Genomic DNA, 15,793 nt, shown 5'->3' on the forward strand with positions numbered 1-15,793 from the left:
GGCGCCGCCTCCCCCGGCCGCCGTGCGGATAAGAATGGCCGCATGGAATGGATCTCCGGCGTGGCCGGGGGGCTCGTGCTCGCACTGGTCCTCGCCAGCGTCCTGCGCACGCTGGTCGTGCCCCGCGGCATGTACTCCGTGCTGGTGTACCGCCTGTGGTGGGGCCTGCGCAGGCTGCTGCGACTCACCGCGTTCCGGGGCGGCTACGAGGCCGTCGACCGGTCGCAGACCTGGCTCGCCCCGCTGATGCTGATCGGGGTGCTCGTCACCTGGCTCGGCGGAGCCCTGCTCGCGTTCGGGCTCCTGCTGTACGGGCTGTCCCCGCTGTCCTGGGCCGCCTCCTTCCGGGAGGCGGGCTCGAGCCTGTTCACCCTCGGCTACGCCAGCGGCGCGCGGCTGAAGCTCTCCGTGGTCGATTTCATCGCCGCCGCGACGGGCCCCATCATCATCACCCTGCAGATCGCCTATCTGCCCACCCTCTACGCCGCCTACAACCGCCGCGAGTTGGAGGTGACCCTCCTCCAGTCCCGGGCCGGCGAGCCCGCCTGGGGTCCGGAGCTCCTGGCCCGGCAGTGGCTGGTCGACACCGAGGTCGCGCTGCCCGAGCTGTACCGCTCCTGGGAACGGCTCGCCGCGGACATGGGCGAGAGCCACTCCACGTACCCGGTCCTGCTGACGTTCCGCTCCCCTCGCCCCCACCTGAGCTGGCTGGTCGGACTCGTCGCCGTGATGGACGCGGCCGCCCTGCACCTGGCGCTCGCGCCGCGCTCCGCCCCGGCGGAGGCCCGGCTGGTGCTGCGCGCCGGGTTCACGGCGATGCGGGACATCGCGCGGGTGCTGCACATCCCGTTCGACGTCGACCCGGCCCCGGACGCCCCGATCCAGCTGACGTTCGCCGAATTCGACGAGGCCGTGTCGATGATGGCCGCGGCGGGCTTCCGGGCCGAGCGCTCCAACGAGGGGGCGTGGCCGCACTTCCTGGGCTGGCGGGTCAACTACGAGGCGCTCGCCTATGACCTGTGCCGCCGCTGCGACGCCGTACCCGCCCTGTGGACCGGCCCGCGCGACTTCGCCGCGGCCCCCATCCCACCCGCACGCCCCGTCGACCGGCGCCCCGACCGCTCCCAGCCGGAACGGCCGCCCACCCAGGGGTAACCGGCCCGCGCCGTCCAGCCGTGCGGGTCGGCTCACGCCATCCGGCTATCCGGGTCGGCTCACGCCACAGGGCTCTGGTCCACCGGGCCCGTCAGCATCCGCTTCAGCACGGCGCGCTGCAGCGGCAGTACGTCCGTGTGCAGGTCGCGGCCCTTGGCGGTGAGCGCGACCCACACGCCGCGCCGGTCCTCCGCACAGACCGAGCGCTCCACCAGACCGTCCTTCTCCAGCCGCCCGATCAACCGGGACAGCGCGCTCTGGCTGAGATGGACCCGTCCCACGAGGTTCTGCACCCGGCACTGGTCGCCCTCGCGGGGCGACTCGGAGGCGAGGATGTCCAGCACCTCGAAGTCGCTCGCACCCAGGCCGTGGGGGTGCAGGGCCCGGTCGATCTCGCACATGGTGCGCGCGTGCACCGAGAGGATCTCCCGCCAGCGCTCCTCGAGCCGGGCCTCGGCCGTGTTGACTGCCATACCGGCACGGTAACACCGATTCGGCCAATCATTGAGTGTGCAACTAGTGCGGGTGCATGCGACAGGAAGCGGTTCAGGCCGCCGAGTCCTGCAGCAGCCCGACCAGGTTGCCGTCCGTGTCCTTCACCGAGGCGATGAGCCTGCCGCCGCCGACGTCGTGCACGTCCTGCAGCACCTCGGCGCCCGCCTCCTGCAGCGCTGCGAGCCGGCCCCGGATGTCGGAGACGTGCCAGTACGGCACCGGTCCGGTCATGCCCTTGGCGTGGCCGTTCGGGTCGAGCCCGACGTCCTGCCCGGCGTCCTTGAAGCCGACGTAGTAGGGCGTGTCCGCGTAGGGCTCCGCTTCGAGCAGAGCGGCGAACAGGGCCTTCGCCCGGTCGAGATCCTTGACGGGGTAGATGATCGTCTTGAGGCCTGCGGTCATGGCGTTCTGACTCCCTCGCGATGTTCATACCGACGACTGGTTGGTCGGTGCCTTCACGCTAGGCCGGGGGAGCCCTGGGCGGCTTCTCCGATCCTGACCGGTTGCGCCGCCCGGGCTCCCTGGGCCGCCCTCACTCGCCGTGCAGCACCTCCGCGACCGCGCCCAGGCTGTCGTGCTCGCGTACGAGACCGGGGTGGTGCGGGCGGGGGAACGCCGGCCCTCGACGCCCAACCACCCAGCGCCGTAAGGCCGTTGGGTACCGGACAAAGGGTGCCTGGGCCAAGACGCGGACGTGCCGGTTGCGGGACAGTGGAGCCCGGGTACGACGACGCTCGGACGGAGGTGACGGGATGCTGCGGAATCCCGTCGGTGAGAGGCGCCTGGACATCCTGGAGTGGCTGAAGGACCCGGCCGCGCACTTCCCCTCGCAGCGCCGCGCCGACCGCGTCGAGGACGGCGTCACCGCGCGGGCCGTCGCCGCCAAGCTCGGTGTGTCCCGCCGGGTCGCCGCGACCCACCTCGGGCTGCTCACCCGCATCGGGCTGCTGCGGAGCCGGAAGATCGGGTACCGCACCTACTACGGGCGCGACGAGGTGCGGATCGCGGAGGTGGCCCGGATGTTCGAGAAGGGGTGGTGACGCGGGCGTCGCCGGGCCAGGATGGGCCACCTCCCGACACCGAAGGGCAGTGCGCATGGACCGATCCACGGCACTTGTTCCCGTCCGCTACGTCGTCGTCGGCGGCCGCGGTCCGGAGGACGTCGTGGCCGACGCTCACGGACGCGTCCTGACCGGGGTCGAGGACGGCCGCATCCTGCGCCTGGACGGGCTCGCGGACCCGGACACGACCCGCGTGGAGGTGCTCGCCGAGACCGGCGGCCGGCCGCTCGGTCTCGAACTCCTCCCGGACGGTGCCTTGTTGGTGTGCGACGCCGAACGCGGTCTGCTGCGCGTCGATGGGGCCGACACCGCCGAAGGGGCCGACCGTGAGGTCCGGGTGCTCGCCGACTCGGTGGCGGGGGAGCGGCTGCGGTTCTGCAGCAATGTGGTCGCCCTGTCCGACGGGAGCGTGTACTTCACCGTCTCCAGCCGCCGCCATCCCCTCGACCACTGGATCGGCGAGATCGTGGAACACTCCGGAACCGGCCGCCTGGTGCGCCTCGCACCCGACGGCGGCACGCCCGAAGTGCTGCTGGAGGGGCTGCAGTTCGCCAACGGGCTGGTCCCGAGCACCGATGAATCCTTCCTGGTGGTGGCCGAGACCGGCGCGTGCCGCCTCACCCGCTACTGGCTCACCGGCCCGCGTGCGGGACAGAGCGAACCCTTCGCCGAGAACCTCCCGGGCATGCCCGACAACCTCTGGCGCGACCGCTTGGGCGGTCCGATCCGGGTGGCGCTGGCCGGACCACGCGTCCCACCGCTGGACCTGCTGCACCGGTCCCCGGCCGGCGTACGGCGCACCGCTGCCCGAGTCGCCGTACGCGCCCCCTACCGCCCGACGGGCACCATCGGCGTCCTGGCTCTCGACGACGACGGCACGATCGTCCAGCACCTCACCCGACGCCACTCCGGCTTCCGGATGGTCACCAGCGTCTGCGAGGCGGACGGGCACCTGGTGCTGGGCAGCATCTGGGAGCATGGCGTGGCGGTGTGCGAGCTGCCCGGCGCGAAGTGACCGGTGTGGGCGCGCGGCGTTAACCTGTTCCCCGGCCGCGATCACCGTCGCGGCGCGGCGGTGGGGCCCGCCGTACCAGAACCGCGGCACGTTCGCCGCCAACGGTCCCTGCTTCCTGAAGGCATGCGCCCGCAGGCCCGGGCCTTTAGCGAGTAGGAGACGTACGACCATGACCGCCCCGGAAGCCCAGAGCCTCCGTGTCCGGACCGGTTCCCCGCGGCAACCCGCCGTGCGCGCCCAGGCTCCCGTCGTCGCGGTGGTCGCCCTCGGCGGTGCCATCGGCGCCACGGCTCGCTACGCACTGACCCTGTGGTGGCCCACCCCGCCCGGCGGCTTCCCCTGGGCGACCTTCTGGACCAACGTCGTCGGATGCGCCGTGATCGGCGTGTTCATGGTGATCATCACCGACGTGTGGGCGGCCCACCGCCTCGTCCGCCCCTTCTTCGGCACCGGAGTGCTGGGCGGCTTCACCACCTTCTCGACGTACGCCGTCGACATCCAGAGGCTCGCCGACGGCGGGCACCTCGCCCGCGGGGCGGCCTACCTCGCCGCGACCCTGTGCGCGGCCCTCGCAGCGGTGTGGCTCGCGTCGACGGCCGCCCGTCGTGTCCTGACCGGGAGGCAGCGATGACGAGGCTGACCGGCCGCGCCCTGCGCGTGACCGTCTTCATCGGCGAGAACGACACCTGGCACCACAAGCCCCTCTACTCCGAGATCGTGCACCGCGCCCACGCGGCCGGACTGGCCGGTGCGAGCGTCTTCCGCGGCGTCGAGGGCTTCGGGGCCTCCTCCCGGATCCACACCTCGCGGCTGCTGTCCCTGAGCGAGGACCTGCCGGTGGCGGTCGTCATCGTGGACACCGAGGAGCGGGTGCGGGACTTCCTCCCGCAGCTCGACGAGCTGGTCACCGAAGGCCTCGTGACCCTCGACGACTGCGAGGTCATCCGGTACGTCGGTCGCACCGGCGGCCCGGGCGGTACGGACGGCAGGGACGGCAGCGGTGAAACGGACGTGAAGGGTAAGAAGTCGTCGTGAACTGGCTGTTGGTCGTTGCCGGGGCCGTCGTCGGTGCTCCGCTGCGCTACCTGACGGACCGGGCCGTGCAGGCGAGGCACGACTCCGTCTTCCCCTGGGGCACCTTCGTGGTGAACGTCACCGGCAGTCTGATCCTCGGGCTGCTGACCGGCGCCGTTTCCGCGGGCGCGGCGAGCCCGCACCTCCAGCTTCTGCTGGGCACCGGGCTGTGCGGGGCCCTGACGACGTACTCGACCTTCTCCTACGAGACCCTCAGGCTGACCGAGACCGGTGCGGGGCTCTACGCTGCCGCCAACGTCGTCGCGAGCGTGACGGCGGGCCTCGGTGCGGCCTTCGCCGGGGCGTCGATCGCCGAAGCGGTGTGGGCGTAGTTACCAGCCGTACACCCAGGCATAGTAAGACTGTCTACACCACTGTCGACCAACTCCTCAGAACTGGATCCCATGAGCGCCATCTCCGTCGGTCAAGCCGTCGTCCTCGGAGTCGTCGAGGGGGTGACCGAGTTCCTTCCCGTGTCGTCGACCGGCCATCTCAAGATCACCGAGGGGCTCATGGGGATTCCCGTCGACGACAAGTCCGTCGTCGGGTTCTCCGCCGTCATCCAGGTCGGTGCGATCGCCGCCGTGCTCCTGTACTTCTTCAAGGACATCGTGCGGATCGTCTCCGCCTGGTTCCGCGGTCTGCTCAACAAGGAGGAGCGGTACCACCACGACTACAAGTTCGCCTGGTGGGTGATCTTCGCCACGATCCCGATCGTCGTGGTGGGCCTGGCCGCCAAGCCCCTCATCGAAGGCCCCCTCGCGTCGCTCTGGGTGGTCGCGGGCTCCCTCATCGTCGGCAGTGGTGTGATGTGGGCCGCGGACCAGATGGGCCGGCACAAGCGCGGTGAGGACGACACCTCGTTCAAGGACGCGATGCTGGTCGGCTCCTCGCAGATCCTCGCCCTGCTCTTCCCCGGCTTCTCCCGCTCCGGCGCCACCATGTCCACCGGTCTCATCCTCGACCTGGACCGTGTCGCCGCCACCCGCCTCTCCTTCTTCCTCGGCATCCCGGCCCTCACCGGCGCCGGCCTGTACGAGCTGAAGGACGCGCTGGGCACGGGCGTGGGCTCCGCCCCGCTGATCGCCGGCACGGTCGTCTCGTTCGTCGTCGCGTACGCCTCCATCGCCTGGCTGCTGAAGTTCGTCGCCAAGCACTCCTTCAACGCCTTCGTGATCTACCGCATCATCATCGGCCTCGTCCTCTTCGGTCTGCTGGGCACGGGCATCCTCGAAAGCTGACGGGAAGCTTCGTTTCGATCCGCTCGGGCGACCTGCCCGAGCGATCCACCAGCGCGATCCACTCGGGCGTGAAGGCGGCGTGGCCGGCTTCACGCCCGTCGGTTTCTCCGCCGCCTTGACACCGCCCGCCGGTCACCCGGAACATCTCTCGTGTGAACCTGTCAGACAGCCAGACAGGTGGTGCGGGGCCGCGGCGCGTCAGCGCGATGGAAGCGGTGCTGACCCACCTCCGCGGCGCCATCGAGCGCGGCGAGTACGCCAAGGGCGACAAGCTGCCCTCCGAGGCGGAGCTCTGCCGCACGCTCGAGGTCTCCCGGCCTGTCCTCCGCGAAGCCCTGCGCGCCCTGCAGGCGATGGGCCTGACCGTGTCCAAGACCGGCAAGGGCACCTTCGTCATCGCCAACTCCGTCGAGGACCCCACGTTCGGCGACTACGCGGCCAGCGACCTGCTGGAGGTGCGCCGCCACGTCGAGATCCCGGTCGCCGGGTACGCGGCGCTGCGCCGTACCCCGGAGAACCTGGACCACCTGGCCCACCTGCTCGACCGCATGGAGCGGGAGACGGACACCACCGCGTGGGTCGCGATGGACACCCTCTTCCACCTCGCCGTGGCCGAGGCCGCGCAGAACCCGGTCTTCCGCCGGGTCATCGAGGAGATCCGCGACGCACTGGCGCGCCAGTCGGCGTTCCTCACGGAGCTGGGCGGCCGCCGCGAGCAGTCCAACCGCGAGCACCGCGCGATCGTCGAGGCACTGATCGACGGCAACGAGCACGACGCGGTGCGGTCCATGTCCCACCACCTCGACCGCGTCGAGACGAGCCTCACGGAGATCGTGCGCTCCACCCGCGCGGACATCCCGCCACACGGCGGCCCCGAGGCGTGAGCGCCCGGTACCGAGACGCGAGCGCTCTCTCCACACCCCACCCCGTCCACCAGTGATCCAGGTAGCGATGAACACCACCTCTCCCGCGGACGCACCCGTCGTCCGTGAACCCCTCCACGCCCCCGTCGCCCACGTCATACGCGGTGGGGTCGTCGAGGGCATCCACTACGGTTCCGTCGTCGTCCTCGGCGCCGACGGCGAGGTCCTCTTCCAACTCGGCGACATCGAGGCGGCCTTCTACCCGCGCTCGGCCCTCAAGCCGGTCCAGGCGGTGGCCATGGTGCGGGCGGGGCTGCCGTTCGACGGCGACCTGCTCTCGCTGGCCGCCGCGAGCCACTCCGGCGAGGAGTCCCACCTCGCCGGAGTCCTGCGGATGCTGGAGCCGGCCGGGCTCACCGAGGGCGACCTGCGCAACGTGCCCGACATGCCGCTCGACCCCGCCGTACGGGACGTCTGGGTGCGCGAGGGCCGCCCGCCCTCCCGGCTCGCCCAGAACTGCTCCGGCAAGCACGCCGCCATGCTCTGCACCGCGCGGCTCAACGGCTGGTCCCTCGACGACTACCTCGATCCCGCGCACCCCTTGCAGCAGGCGATCGCCGAGACCGTCGAGGAGCTCACCGGCCAGCGTGTCGCCCGCGTGACGGTCGACGGCTGCGGCGCCCCGCTGTTCTCCGTCTCCCTGCACGGCCTGGCCCGCGCCGCCGCCCGCATCGTCTCGGCCGCCCCCGGCACCCCGGAGGCCCGCGTGGCCGCCGCGATGCGAGAGCACGCCGAGATGGCGTCCGGTTCCGCGCGGGACGTGGCCGCGCTGATGCGGGCCGTGCCCGGACTGCTGGCCAAGGACGGCTACGAGGGCGTCCAGGTGGCCGCCCTCCCGGACGGCCGGGCCATCGCCGTGAAGATCGCCGACGGTGCCGGCCGGGCCCGTGTCCCGGTCTCCGCGGCCGCGCTCGCCCGCGCCGGCGTGGACCCGGCTCTCCTCACCGCTTTCGCGGGCGAGGCACTGCTCGGTGGCGGAAAGCCGGTGGGCAGCGTACGACCGGTGCGCGCGCTGGACGCGGCTGCGTCGGCTACTGCCGCTTGAGACGCCGGGGGCCTCCCTTGAGGTCCCCACCCGCCGCCGCACTTGAACCTCCCCTTCCCCTCCACCACCGGGCGACGTGCACGTCGTCGCCCACCCCCGAAAGAGACCCGCACGCTCATGACCGCCGCCACCCGAAGCGAGCACGACCTCCTCGGCGACCGCGATGTCCCCGCGGACGCGTACTGGGGTGTCCACACCCTGCGCGCGACCGAGAACTTCCCCATCACCGGCACTCCGATATCCGCCTACCCGCACCTGATCGACGCCCTGGCCGCCGTCAAGGAGGCCGCCGCACTCGCCAACGAGGAACTCGGGCTGCTGGAGCCGAAGAAGGCGGCCGCGATCGTCGAGGCCTGCCAGGAGATCCGCGGGGGCAAGCTGCACGACCAGTTCGTCGTCGACGTCATCCAGGGCGGCGCCGGCACCTCGACGAACATGAACGCCAACGAGGTCATCGCCAACCGGGCGCTGGAGCTGCTGGGGTACGAGAAGGGGCAGTACCGGCACCTGCACCCCAACGAGGACGTCAACCTCGGCCAGTCGACGAACGACGTCTACCCGACCGCCGTCAAGATCGCGACGGTCTTCGCGGTGCGCGGGCTGCTCAAGGCCATGGCCGTGCTCCAGGACGCCTTCGCCCGCAAGGCGGTCGAGTTCCGCGACGTCCTGAAGATGGGGCGTACGCAGCTGCAGGACGCCGTGCCGATGACGCTCGGGCAGGAGTTCTCGGCGTACGCCGTGATGCTGGACGAGGACCGCAGCCGCCTCGCCGAGGCCGTCGAGCTGATCCACGAGATCAACCTGGGGGCCACCGCCATCGGCACCGGCCTCAACGCCCCCGTCGGCTACGCCGAGTCCGCCCGCCGCCACCTCGCCGACATCACCGGGCTGCCCCTGGTCACCGCCGCCAACCTGGTCGAGGCGACCCAGGACTGCGGCGCTTTCGTCCAGATGTCCGGCGTGCTCAAGCGGATCGCAGTCAAGCTCTCCAAGAGCTGCAACGACCTGCGCCTGCTGTCCTCCGGACCCCGCGCGGGACTGGGCGAGATCAACCTGCCGCCGGTGCAGGCCGGTTCGAGCATCATGCCGGGCAAGGTCAACCCGGTGATCCCCGAGGTCGTCAACCAGGTCGCCTTCGAGGTGATCGGCAACGACGTCGCCATCACCATGGCCGCCGAGGCGGGACAGCTCCAGCTCAACGCGTTCGAGCCGATCATCCTGCACTCCCTCTCCGAGAGCATCACACACCTGCGCAGCGCCTGCCTCACGCTCGCCGAGCGGTGCGTCGACGGCATCACCGCCAACACCGAGGCGCTCCGTGCGAGTGTCGAGAACTCCATCGGCCTCGTCACCGCCCTCAACCCGCACATCGGGTACACGGCTGCCACCGAGATCGCCAAGGAGGCCCTCGTCACCGGCCGAGGGGTGGCCGAACTCGTCCTGGAGAAGGGTCTGTTGCCCGCCGAGAAGCTGGCCGACCTGCTGCGTCCCGAGGTCGTCGCGGGCAGCGGGGCACCCCGCACCTGACCCGCGGCTGCACCGGCCGCACGGGTCCCACGGGCCGCACGCGCCGGGACCGGCCGGGAGGCACAATGGCGATCATGACAGCGTCGTCATCGCTCGCCTTCCTGCCGGTCCTGGAGCGCATCGCCGAGGAGACGGAGCGGATGTCCCGCCACGGGCGTCCCGCCGACTACATCCCGGCCCTCGCGGCCTGCGACCCCCGCCGCTTCGGCATGGCCGTCGCCGAGCTGGACGGGACGGTGTACGGGGTGGGGGACTGGCTGCAGCCGTTCTCGACGCAGTCGATCACCAAGGTGTTCACGCTCGCCCTCGACCTGGCCCGCGAGGGCGACAACCTCTGGGAACACGTGGGCCGCGAGCCCTCCGGCAACCCGTTCAACTCGCTGGTGCAGCTGGAGTACGAGCACGGCATCCCGCGCAACCCCTTCATCAACGCCGGTGCCCTCGTCGTCACCGACCGCCTCCAGAGCCGTACCGGAGACGCGGCCGGGGAGCTGCTGGCCTTCCTGCGCGCCGAGAGCGGCAACCGGGCCCTGGACTTCGACAAGGAGATCGCGGCCTCCGAGACCGCGCACGGCGACCGCAACGCCGCCCTCGCCCACTTCATGGCGTCGTACGGCAACATCCGCAACCCGGTGCCCGTCCTGCTCGACCAGTACTTCCGGCAGTGCGCCATCGCCGCCTCCTGCGCCGACCTCGCCCTCGCCACCGGCTTCCTGGCCCGGCACGGCATCCGGGCCGACGGCACCCGGCTGCTCAGCCGCAGCCAGGCCAAGCAGGTGAACGCGGTGATGCTGACCTGCGGGACGTACGACGCCGCGGGCGACTTCGCCTACCGGGTCGGACTGCCCGGCAAGAGCGGCGTCGGCGGCGGCATCATCGCCGTCGTACCCGGCCGGTGCACCCTGTGCGTGTGGAGCCCCGGGCTCGACGAGCGTGGCAACTCCGTGGCGGGCGTGGCCGCCCTGGACCGTTTCACCACGCTCACCGGACTGTCGGTGTTCTGAGTGCCCCCGATCGGCCGCTCCGCGATGTGATCACACGCCGGTCACGAGCAGGCCGCCGCCCGGAGGGCGGAACGTCGTCCGCCGGCCACCCGGCGTTGACACGCTGCGCGCGTGTTGGCCATGGCGTTCCCCGTCGATCTCCGCCGCTGCCAGGTGCTGGGCCTGGCCGGCACCGTGTTCCTCGCGCTGGGCGGTGAGACGACCGGGGCGCTGCCCGTCCGCGAACTCCTGTCGCCCGCCTCCGCCCCCGCCGCCCTCGGCCTGGTCGCGGTGTACGTCGGCATCGTCCTGCTCATCGCGGCCTGGGCCCTGCTCGGCCGCCTCGTCCACAGCGCCGCACCGCCGCCCCCACGCGCCCTGCTGCCGGTCCTCGCCGTCTGGGCGGCCCCGCTGCTGCTCGCGCCCCCGCTGTTCAGCCGGGACGTGTACAGCTACCTCGCGCAGGGCGCCATGGTGCACACGCACCTCGACGTGTACGCGCACGGGCCCGCGGCGCTCGGCGGCCCCCTGGCCGACGAGGTCGCCCCGGTGTGGCGGCACACCGCGGCCCCGTACGGACCGGTGTTCCTGGGCGTCGCCTCCGTGCTGTCCGCCCTGACCCGGGGCGACCCGGCCACCGGACTCCTCGGCATGCGGCTCGTCGCCCTGACCGGATTGGCCCTGATGGCGGCGGCGCTGCCCCGGCTGGCCGGCCGCAGCGGCGTCGACCCGGCCGCCGCGCTGTGGCTGGGCGCCCTCAACCCGCTCGTGCTGCTGCACCTGGTCGCGGGCGCCCACAACGACGCGCTCATGCTCGGGCTGCTCGGCGTCGGCCTGATCGCGGCGCTCGACCGCCGGACGATCCTGGGTGCCGTACTCGTCACGCTCGCCGCCCTCGTCAAGGCACCCGCCGCCCTCGGCCTCCTCGCGGTCGTCGCCGTCGGGGCACGATCGGGAAGTCGCCTGCCGCGGGTGGTCCTGACGACGATCGGCGCGGCCGCGGCGACCACGGTCGTGGCAACGGCCGTAGCCGACACGGGATACGGCTGGGCGGGCGCCCTGGACACTCCCGTCTCGCCGCACAACTGGGCCCTCACCACCCTGCTGGGCCGCGCCACCAGCGCGCTGCTCGGCGGCCTCGACAGTCCGCTGGCCCCCCTGGCGATCCCGGTCTGGCACGTGCTCGGCCTCGCCGCCACCGCCGTCGCCGTCCTTGTCATCTGGCTGCGGCTGCGCGCCGCTCCGGTGTACGCGCTCGGCCTGAACCTGGCGGCCCTGGCCGCCCTCGGCCCGGCGATCCGCCCCTGGTACGCCCTGTGGGGCCTGTTCCTGATCGCGGCCGCCGCGCCCAGCACGGCGGTACGGCACCGGGCCGCCGCCCTCACCGGTGCCCTCGCCCTGGCCGTGCTGCCCTCCGGGGCCGCCGCCGACACCGGGCAGCTGGTGCTCGCCGCCTCCGGCGCGGTGCTCGGCGTCGTCGTACTGTGGCAGGCTCGCCAGGCGCAGCTCGCCCCGGCATTGGGGCGCACGGCATGAGGGGGCCCGGCACCGACCGGGGCCGGCTGCTCCTGGTCCTCGCCACCGCCACCGCGGTGACCGTCTTCACGGCCACCGTGCCGCTGCTGCGCGACTGGTTCGACCTGCGCGTCTACTACGGCACCGTGCACACATGGGTCCACGAGGACGGCCGGATCTACGACTACCGGGTCCCCGGCACGCCGTACGGCTTCACCTACCCGCCGTTCGCCGCGGTCGCCATGCTGCCGATGGCGCTGCTGGGCCGGCCCACCGTCATCGCCGTCACCCTGCTGCTCAACCTGGCCGCGCTGGCGGTCGTCCTGCGCATCCTGGCCGGAGCGCGTTGGCGCCGCCCGGGCTGGTACGGCTGGTCCCTGGCCGTGTGTGTGCTCGCCCTGTTCGAGCCGTTGCGCGACACGTTCAGCTTCGGCCAGGTGAACGTCCTGCTGCTGGCCCTCGTGCTGGCCGACTCCTGGCTGCTGGCCACCGGGCGGGGCCGCCGGGCGGGCGCCGGGATCGGTCTCGCCGCCGCGGTCAAGCTCACGCCCGCCCTCTTCATCGGGCTGCTGCTGCTCGGCCGCCGATGGCGCGCGGCCGGACTCGCCACGGCCGTCGCCGCCGCCGCGACCGCGCTCGCGGCCTGGGTGGACCCCGCGGCCTCGCGCTTCTACTGGACCGAGGCGCTGTGGGACACCAGCCGGGTGGGCCGCCTCGCCTATGTGTCGAACCAGTCGGTGCAGGGCGTGCTGGCGAGGCTCGGTGCCCCGGAGCGCGCGTGGTGGGCGACGGCTGCGCTGCTGGTCCTGTGCGTCTGGGCCTGGCGCACGCGCCGGGCCGTCGCGGCCGACAACTGGCCGGCCGCCTTCGCCCTCACCGGGCTGACGGCCTGTCTGGTCAGCCCGATCACCTGGGTGCACCACCTGGTGTGGCTGCTGCCCTCGTTCGCGGTGCTGCTCCGCGCCGGTCGTCCGCGGGTCGTGGCCGCGTCGTACGCCGTGCTGTGCACCAGCGTGGTGTGGCTGTGGGTGGACGACGCCTCCGGCGTCGACGGGTTCCTCGGGTCGAACGTCTACACATGGATCACGCTGGGACTGCTGCTGGGGCTGCCGACCGGTCAACAGCGGTCGGCACGGCTGCCCTTGGCCCGCAGCGCCAGCGCCACGGCTCCCACACCGAGACCGGCGGCGCCCGCGATGACGCCGGCCTCCTCCCAGCCGGACAGGCCGTCGTCGGGCTCCGGTGCCGTGGCCGCCGCCACCGGCGCCGTGGACGGCTCCGGCTTGGGGGCGGGGCGCAGTGCGTCCAGCGAGCCCACCGGATCGACGTGCCCGGCGGCCGCGAAGCCCCAGTCGAGCAGCTGACGGGCCTCCTCGTACACCGTGAAGCCGCCGCCGGCCTGAGGGTTCATCACCGTCACCACGAGCGTGCGCCCGCCCCGGCGGGCGGCGGCGACGAGGGTGTTGCCCGCGTTGCTGGTGTAGCCGTTCTTGACGCCGATGATGCCCGGATACCGCTTCACCCCGTCCTCGCCGCTCAGCAGCCGGTTGGTGTTGAAGATCCCGTACGCCCCCCCGTCGCCCGGGAAGCGGGCCTCGGCCGTACCGCAGTAGCGCGCGAAGTCCGGGTTGCGCAGCCCGGCCCGGCCGAAGACCGCCAGGTCGAAGGCCGAGGACACCTGGCCGTCGGCGTCGTAGCCGTCCGGCGAGACGACATGGGTGTCCAGTGCGCCCAGGGAACGAGCCTTGGTCTGCATCCGGTCGGTGGTCTGGCGCCAGCCGCCGTTCAGCGCGGCCAGCACATGCACGGCATCGTTGCCGGAGCTGAGGAACACCCCGCGCCACAGGTCGTCCACCCGGTAGGTGTGGCCTTCTTCGACCCCGACCAGGCTGCTGCCGGGCGCGACGTCCGCCAGTTCGGCCGCGGTCACCTTGTGCTGGATTCCGTTGGGCAGCGCCGGAAGCACGGTGAGGGCGAACAGCGTCTTCAGCGTGCTCGCGGGTGCCAGTTTGCGGTGCGCGTCGGACGCGGCCAGAACGTCGCCGGTGTGGGCGTCGGCCACGAGCCACGACAGCGCGGAGACGGGCGGAACCTTGGGCGCCCCGGCGCGCGGTCTGACCTGGGTGCCCGAGCGGTACAGGACCGCGGGCTGCGGCACCGTCGCCGTCCGCCCGGCCGGTTTGGGGGGATCCGTCGCCCCCGACCGGACGGCGGCCGCGGCGGGCGTGAGGGAGAGCACGCCCGCCACGCAGAGGGCACAGGTCGATACGGCCAGCCGAGAAGCAAATCCGATCGTCATGTGATCAACGTAAAAACGGAGCCGCGGTACGGCGCGCCTGCCTGGGCCGACGGTGTCCGCAGCAACCCGGATGCCACACGTCGTAGTGGAATCGAGGGAGCGGCACCGGGGCCGGAGCTGGAACCGGGGTTGGCGGGAACGAGTGGGCCGGTTACGGCCGGTCCGGCGGCGGCAGCGTCGGCCGGACGCGGCGCAGGAACGTCGCATTGTCGGGGCTCTCGCGCATCCGCTCCAGCAGGGCTTCCAGGTTGGCCTGGCCGCCGTCCCTGGTGTGCAGGGCCCGGCGCAGGCCTCGTACGACGGTCAACTCGGCCGGGGGCAGCAGGAGTTCCTCGCGACGGGTGCCGGAGGCGGGCAGGTCGACGGCGGGGAACACGCGCCGGGAGGCGAGCTCCCGGTCCAGGCGGAGCTCCATGTTGCCGGTGCTCTTGAGCTCCTCGAAGTAGAAGTCGTCGGCCCGGGAGCCGGTCTCCACCAGGGCCGTGGCCAGGATGGTGAGCGAACCACCCTCCTCCGCGAGCCGGGCGGCACCGAAGAAGCGCTTGGGTCCGAGCAGCGCGGTCGCGTCCACGCCGCCGGTGAGGGTACGGCCGCTGCCCGCCGCCGCGTTGTTGTGGGCCCGGCACAGCCGGGTCAGGGAGTCGAGGAGGATCACGACGTGCGCGCCGTCCTCGACGAGCCGCTTGGCCCGTTCGATCACGAGTTCAGCGAGCGCGATGTGCTGCTTGGGCGACCGGTCGAACGTCGAGGCGTACACCTCGCCGCGCACGGAGCGGCGCATCTCGGTGACCTCCTCGGGGCGCTCGTCGAGCAGCACCACCATCAGCCGGCACTCGGGATGGTTCCCGGCGACGGCCGCCGCGATCTGCTGGAGCAGGACGGTCTTGCCGGTCTTCGGCGGCGCCACGACCAGCCCGCGCTGGCCCTTGCCGACGGGAGTGAACAGGTCGGCGACGCGTCCGGCGAGGCCGGATGCCGGATGCTCCAGGCGGATCCGCTCGGTCGGATGCAGGGGAGTGAGGTCCCGGAAGTGACACCGGCCCCGGATCTCCTCGGGCGTACGGCCGTTGACGCGGCCGACCTCGGTCAGCGCGCGCTGCGCCCCGCGGACTCCTTCGACGAGATCGCCCTTGCGCAGGCCGTGGCGGCGGATCAGCGCGGGGGCGACCTGGGGATCGGAGGGGGAGGGCAGGCAGCTCTCGGCGCGCAGATGCCCCTTCCCGTGCGCGTCGATGTCGAGGACACCGGTGACGAGCTGGGGCGGGCGCTCGTCCTGCACCGCAGTGCGTTCGAGTGTGATGGTCATGGAGGGTGGTCCTTTCGTGGACGGACGGCCTGGCGCCTGGCAGCAGGCATGCGAAGGGAAGGGGGAGAGGCCACGGAGGACGGCGTACGAGCGCGCCTCGGCGGCGGGGAACACCTCGGGTGCGGCAGCGGGACGACCGCTGCTCACGAGGTGT

At 72.4% G+C, this 15,793-nt stretch carries 16 protein-coding genes and 1 pseudogene; 13 read left to right on the forward strand and 4 right to left on the reverse strand.

Annotation, left to right across the window (positions count from 1 at the left end; all coding sequences use genetic code 11):
• Positions 1-42: 42 nt before the first annotated feature.
• On the forward strand, positions 43-1,155 hold the full coding sequence (locus ABZ910_RS23735) for a hypothetical protein (RefSeq protein WP_361368548.1): 1,113 nt from the start codon (positions 43-45) through the stop codon (positions 1,153-1,155).
• 59 nt (positions 1,156-1,214) lie between these two features.
• On the opposite strand, the gene ABZ910_RS23740 is transcribed toward ABZ910_RS23735, so the two are convergent.
• Both ABZ910_RS23740 and ABZ910_RS23745 read right to left on the reverse strand, forming a co-directional pair.
• Complete coding sequence (locus ABZ910_RS23740) at positions 1,215-1,628, reverse strand: MarR family transcriptional regulator (RefSeq protein WP_361368551.1); 414 nt, start codon at positions 1,626-1,628, stop codon at positions 1,215-1,217.
• 73 nt (positions 1,629-1,701) lie between these two features.
• Positions 1,702-2,052 (reverse strand): VOC family protein, encoded by a 351-nt coding sequence (locus ABZ910_RS23745; RefSeq protein WP_361368554.1) that lies wholly within the window; start codon positions 2,050-2,052, stop codon positions 1,702-1,704.
• A gap of 350 nt (positions 2,053-2,402) precedes the next feature.
• Here ABZ910_RS23745 and ABZ910_RS23750 point away from each other — a divergent pair, with 350 nt between their 5' ends.
• The 12 genes from ABZ910_RS23750 to ABZ910_RS23805 all read left to right on the forward strand — a co-directional run bounded on the left by ABZ910_RS23750 (position 2,403) and on the right by ABZ910_RS23805 (position 13,398).
• Positions 2,403-2,690, forward strand: a complete 288-nt coding sequence (locus ABZ910_RS23750) for an ArsR family transcriptional regulator (protein ID WP_361368557.1) — start codon at positions 2,403-2,405, stop codon at positions 2,688-2,690.
• A gap of 55 nt (positions 2,691-2,745) precedes the next feature.
• Positions 2,746-3,726: an SMP-30/gluconolactonase/LRE family protein gene (locus tag ABZ910_RS23755; protein WP_361368560.1), complete on the forward strand. Its 981-nt coding sequence runs from the start codon at positions 2,746-2,748 to the stop codon at positions 3,724-3,726.
• A gap of 169 nt (positions 3,727-3,895) precedes the next feature.
• Positions 3,896-4,357 carry a fluoride efflux transporter CrcB gene (crcB, locus tag ABZ910_RS23760; protein ID WP_361368563.1) on the forward strand — a complete coding sequence of 154 codons (462 nt, stop codon included), beginning with the start codon at positions 3,896-3,898 and terminating at the stop codon, positions 4,355-4,357.
• A complete protein-coding gene (locus ABZ910_RS23765; RefSeq protein ID WP_361368565.1) occupies positions 4,354-4,761 on the forward strand; it encodes a DUF190 domain-containing protein in 408 nt (135 codons plus the stop codon). The genes crcB (ABZ910_RS23760) and ABZ910_RS23765 overlap by 4 nt, the downstream gene beginning before the upstream one ends.
• Entirely contained in the window at positions 4,758-5,132 is a 375-nt protein-coding gene (crcB, locus tag ABZ910_RS23770; RefSeq protein ID WP_361368568.1) for a fluoride efflux transporter CrcB, read from the forward strand. Before ABZ910_RS23765 ends, crcB (ABZ910_RS23770) begins: the two co-directional genes overlap by 4 nt.
• A 72-nt stretch (positions 5,133-5,204) precedes the next feature.
• Entirely contained in the window at positions 5,205-6,041 is an 837-nt protein-coding gene (locus ABZ910_RS23775) for an undecaprenyl-diphosphate phosphatase (protein ID WP_361368570.1), read from the forward strand.
• 206 nt (positions 6,042-6,247) lie between these two features.
• Complete coding sequence (locus tag ABZ910_RS23780) at positions 6,248-6,925, forward strand: FadR/GntR family transcriptional regulator (protein ID WP_361368728.1); 678 nt, start codon at positions 6,248-6,250, stop codon at positions 6,923-6,925.
• Between the two features lie 67 nt (positions 6,926-6,992).
• A complete protein-coding gene (locus tag ABZ910_RS23785) occupies positions 6,993-8,009 on the forward strand; it encodes an asparaginase (protein ID WP_361368573.1) in 1,017 nt (338 codons plus the stop codon).
• 117 nt (positions 8,010-8,126) lie between these two features.
• Positions 8,127-9,536 (forward strand): aspartate ammonia-lyase, encoded by a 1,410-nt coding sequence (gene aspA / locus ABZ910_RS23790; RefSeq protein ID WP_361368576.1) that lies wholly within the window; start codon positions 8,127-8,129, stop codon positions 9,534-9,536.
• 65 nt (positions 9,537-9,601) lie between these two features.
• Positions 9,602-10,540 carry a glutaminase gene (locus tag ABZ910_RS23795; RefSeq protein ID WP_361368579.1) on the forward strand — a complete coding sequence of 313 codons (939 nt, stop codon included), beginning with the start codon at positions 9,602-9,604 and terminating at the stop codon, positions 10,538-10,540.
• A gap of 120 nt (positions 10,541-10,660) precedes the next feature.
• Positions 10,661-12,055, forward strand: coding sequence for a polyprenol phosphomannose-dependent alpha 1,6 mannosyltransferase MptB (mptB, locus tag ABZ910_RS23800; protein ID WP_361368730.1), 1,395 nt, complete (start codon positions 10,661-10,663; stop codon positions 12,053-12,055).
• On the forward strand, positions 12,052-13,398 hold the full coding sequence (locus ABZ910_RS23805) for a glycosyltransferase 87 family protein (RefSeq protein ID WP_361368581.1): 1,347 nt from the start codon (positions 12,052-12,054) through the stop codon (positions 13,396-13,398). Before mptB ends, ABZ910_RS23805 begins: the two co-directional genes overlap by 4 nt.
• A gap of 50 nt (positions 13,399-13,448) precedes the next feature.
• Here ABZ910_RS23805 and ABZ910_RS23810 read toward each other — a convergent pair.
• Positions 13,449-14,540, reverse strand: a pseudogene (locus ABZ910_RS23810) (serine hydrolase); the annotation flags it as partial.
• Positions 14,485-15,639: a transcription termination factor Rho gene (gene rho / locus ABZ910_RS23815; protein WP_361368583.1), complete on the reverse strand. Its 1,155-nt coding sequence runs from the start codon at positions 15,637-15,639 to the stop codon at positions 14,485-14,487. The pseudogene ABZ910_RS23810 and the gene rho, both read right to left, overlap by 56 nt.
• Positions 15,640-15,793: the final 154 nt, after the last annotated feature.

It is taken from the genome of Streptomyces sp. NPDC046805 (assembly GCF_040645355.1).
Taxonomy (GTDB): Bacteria; Actinomycetota; Actinomycetes; order Streptomycetales; family Streptomycetaceae; genus Streptomyces.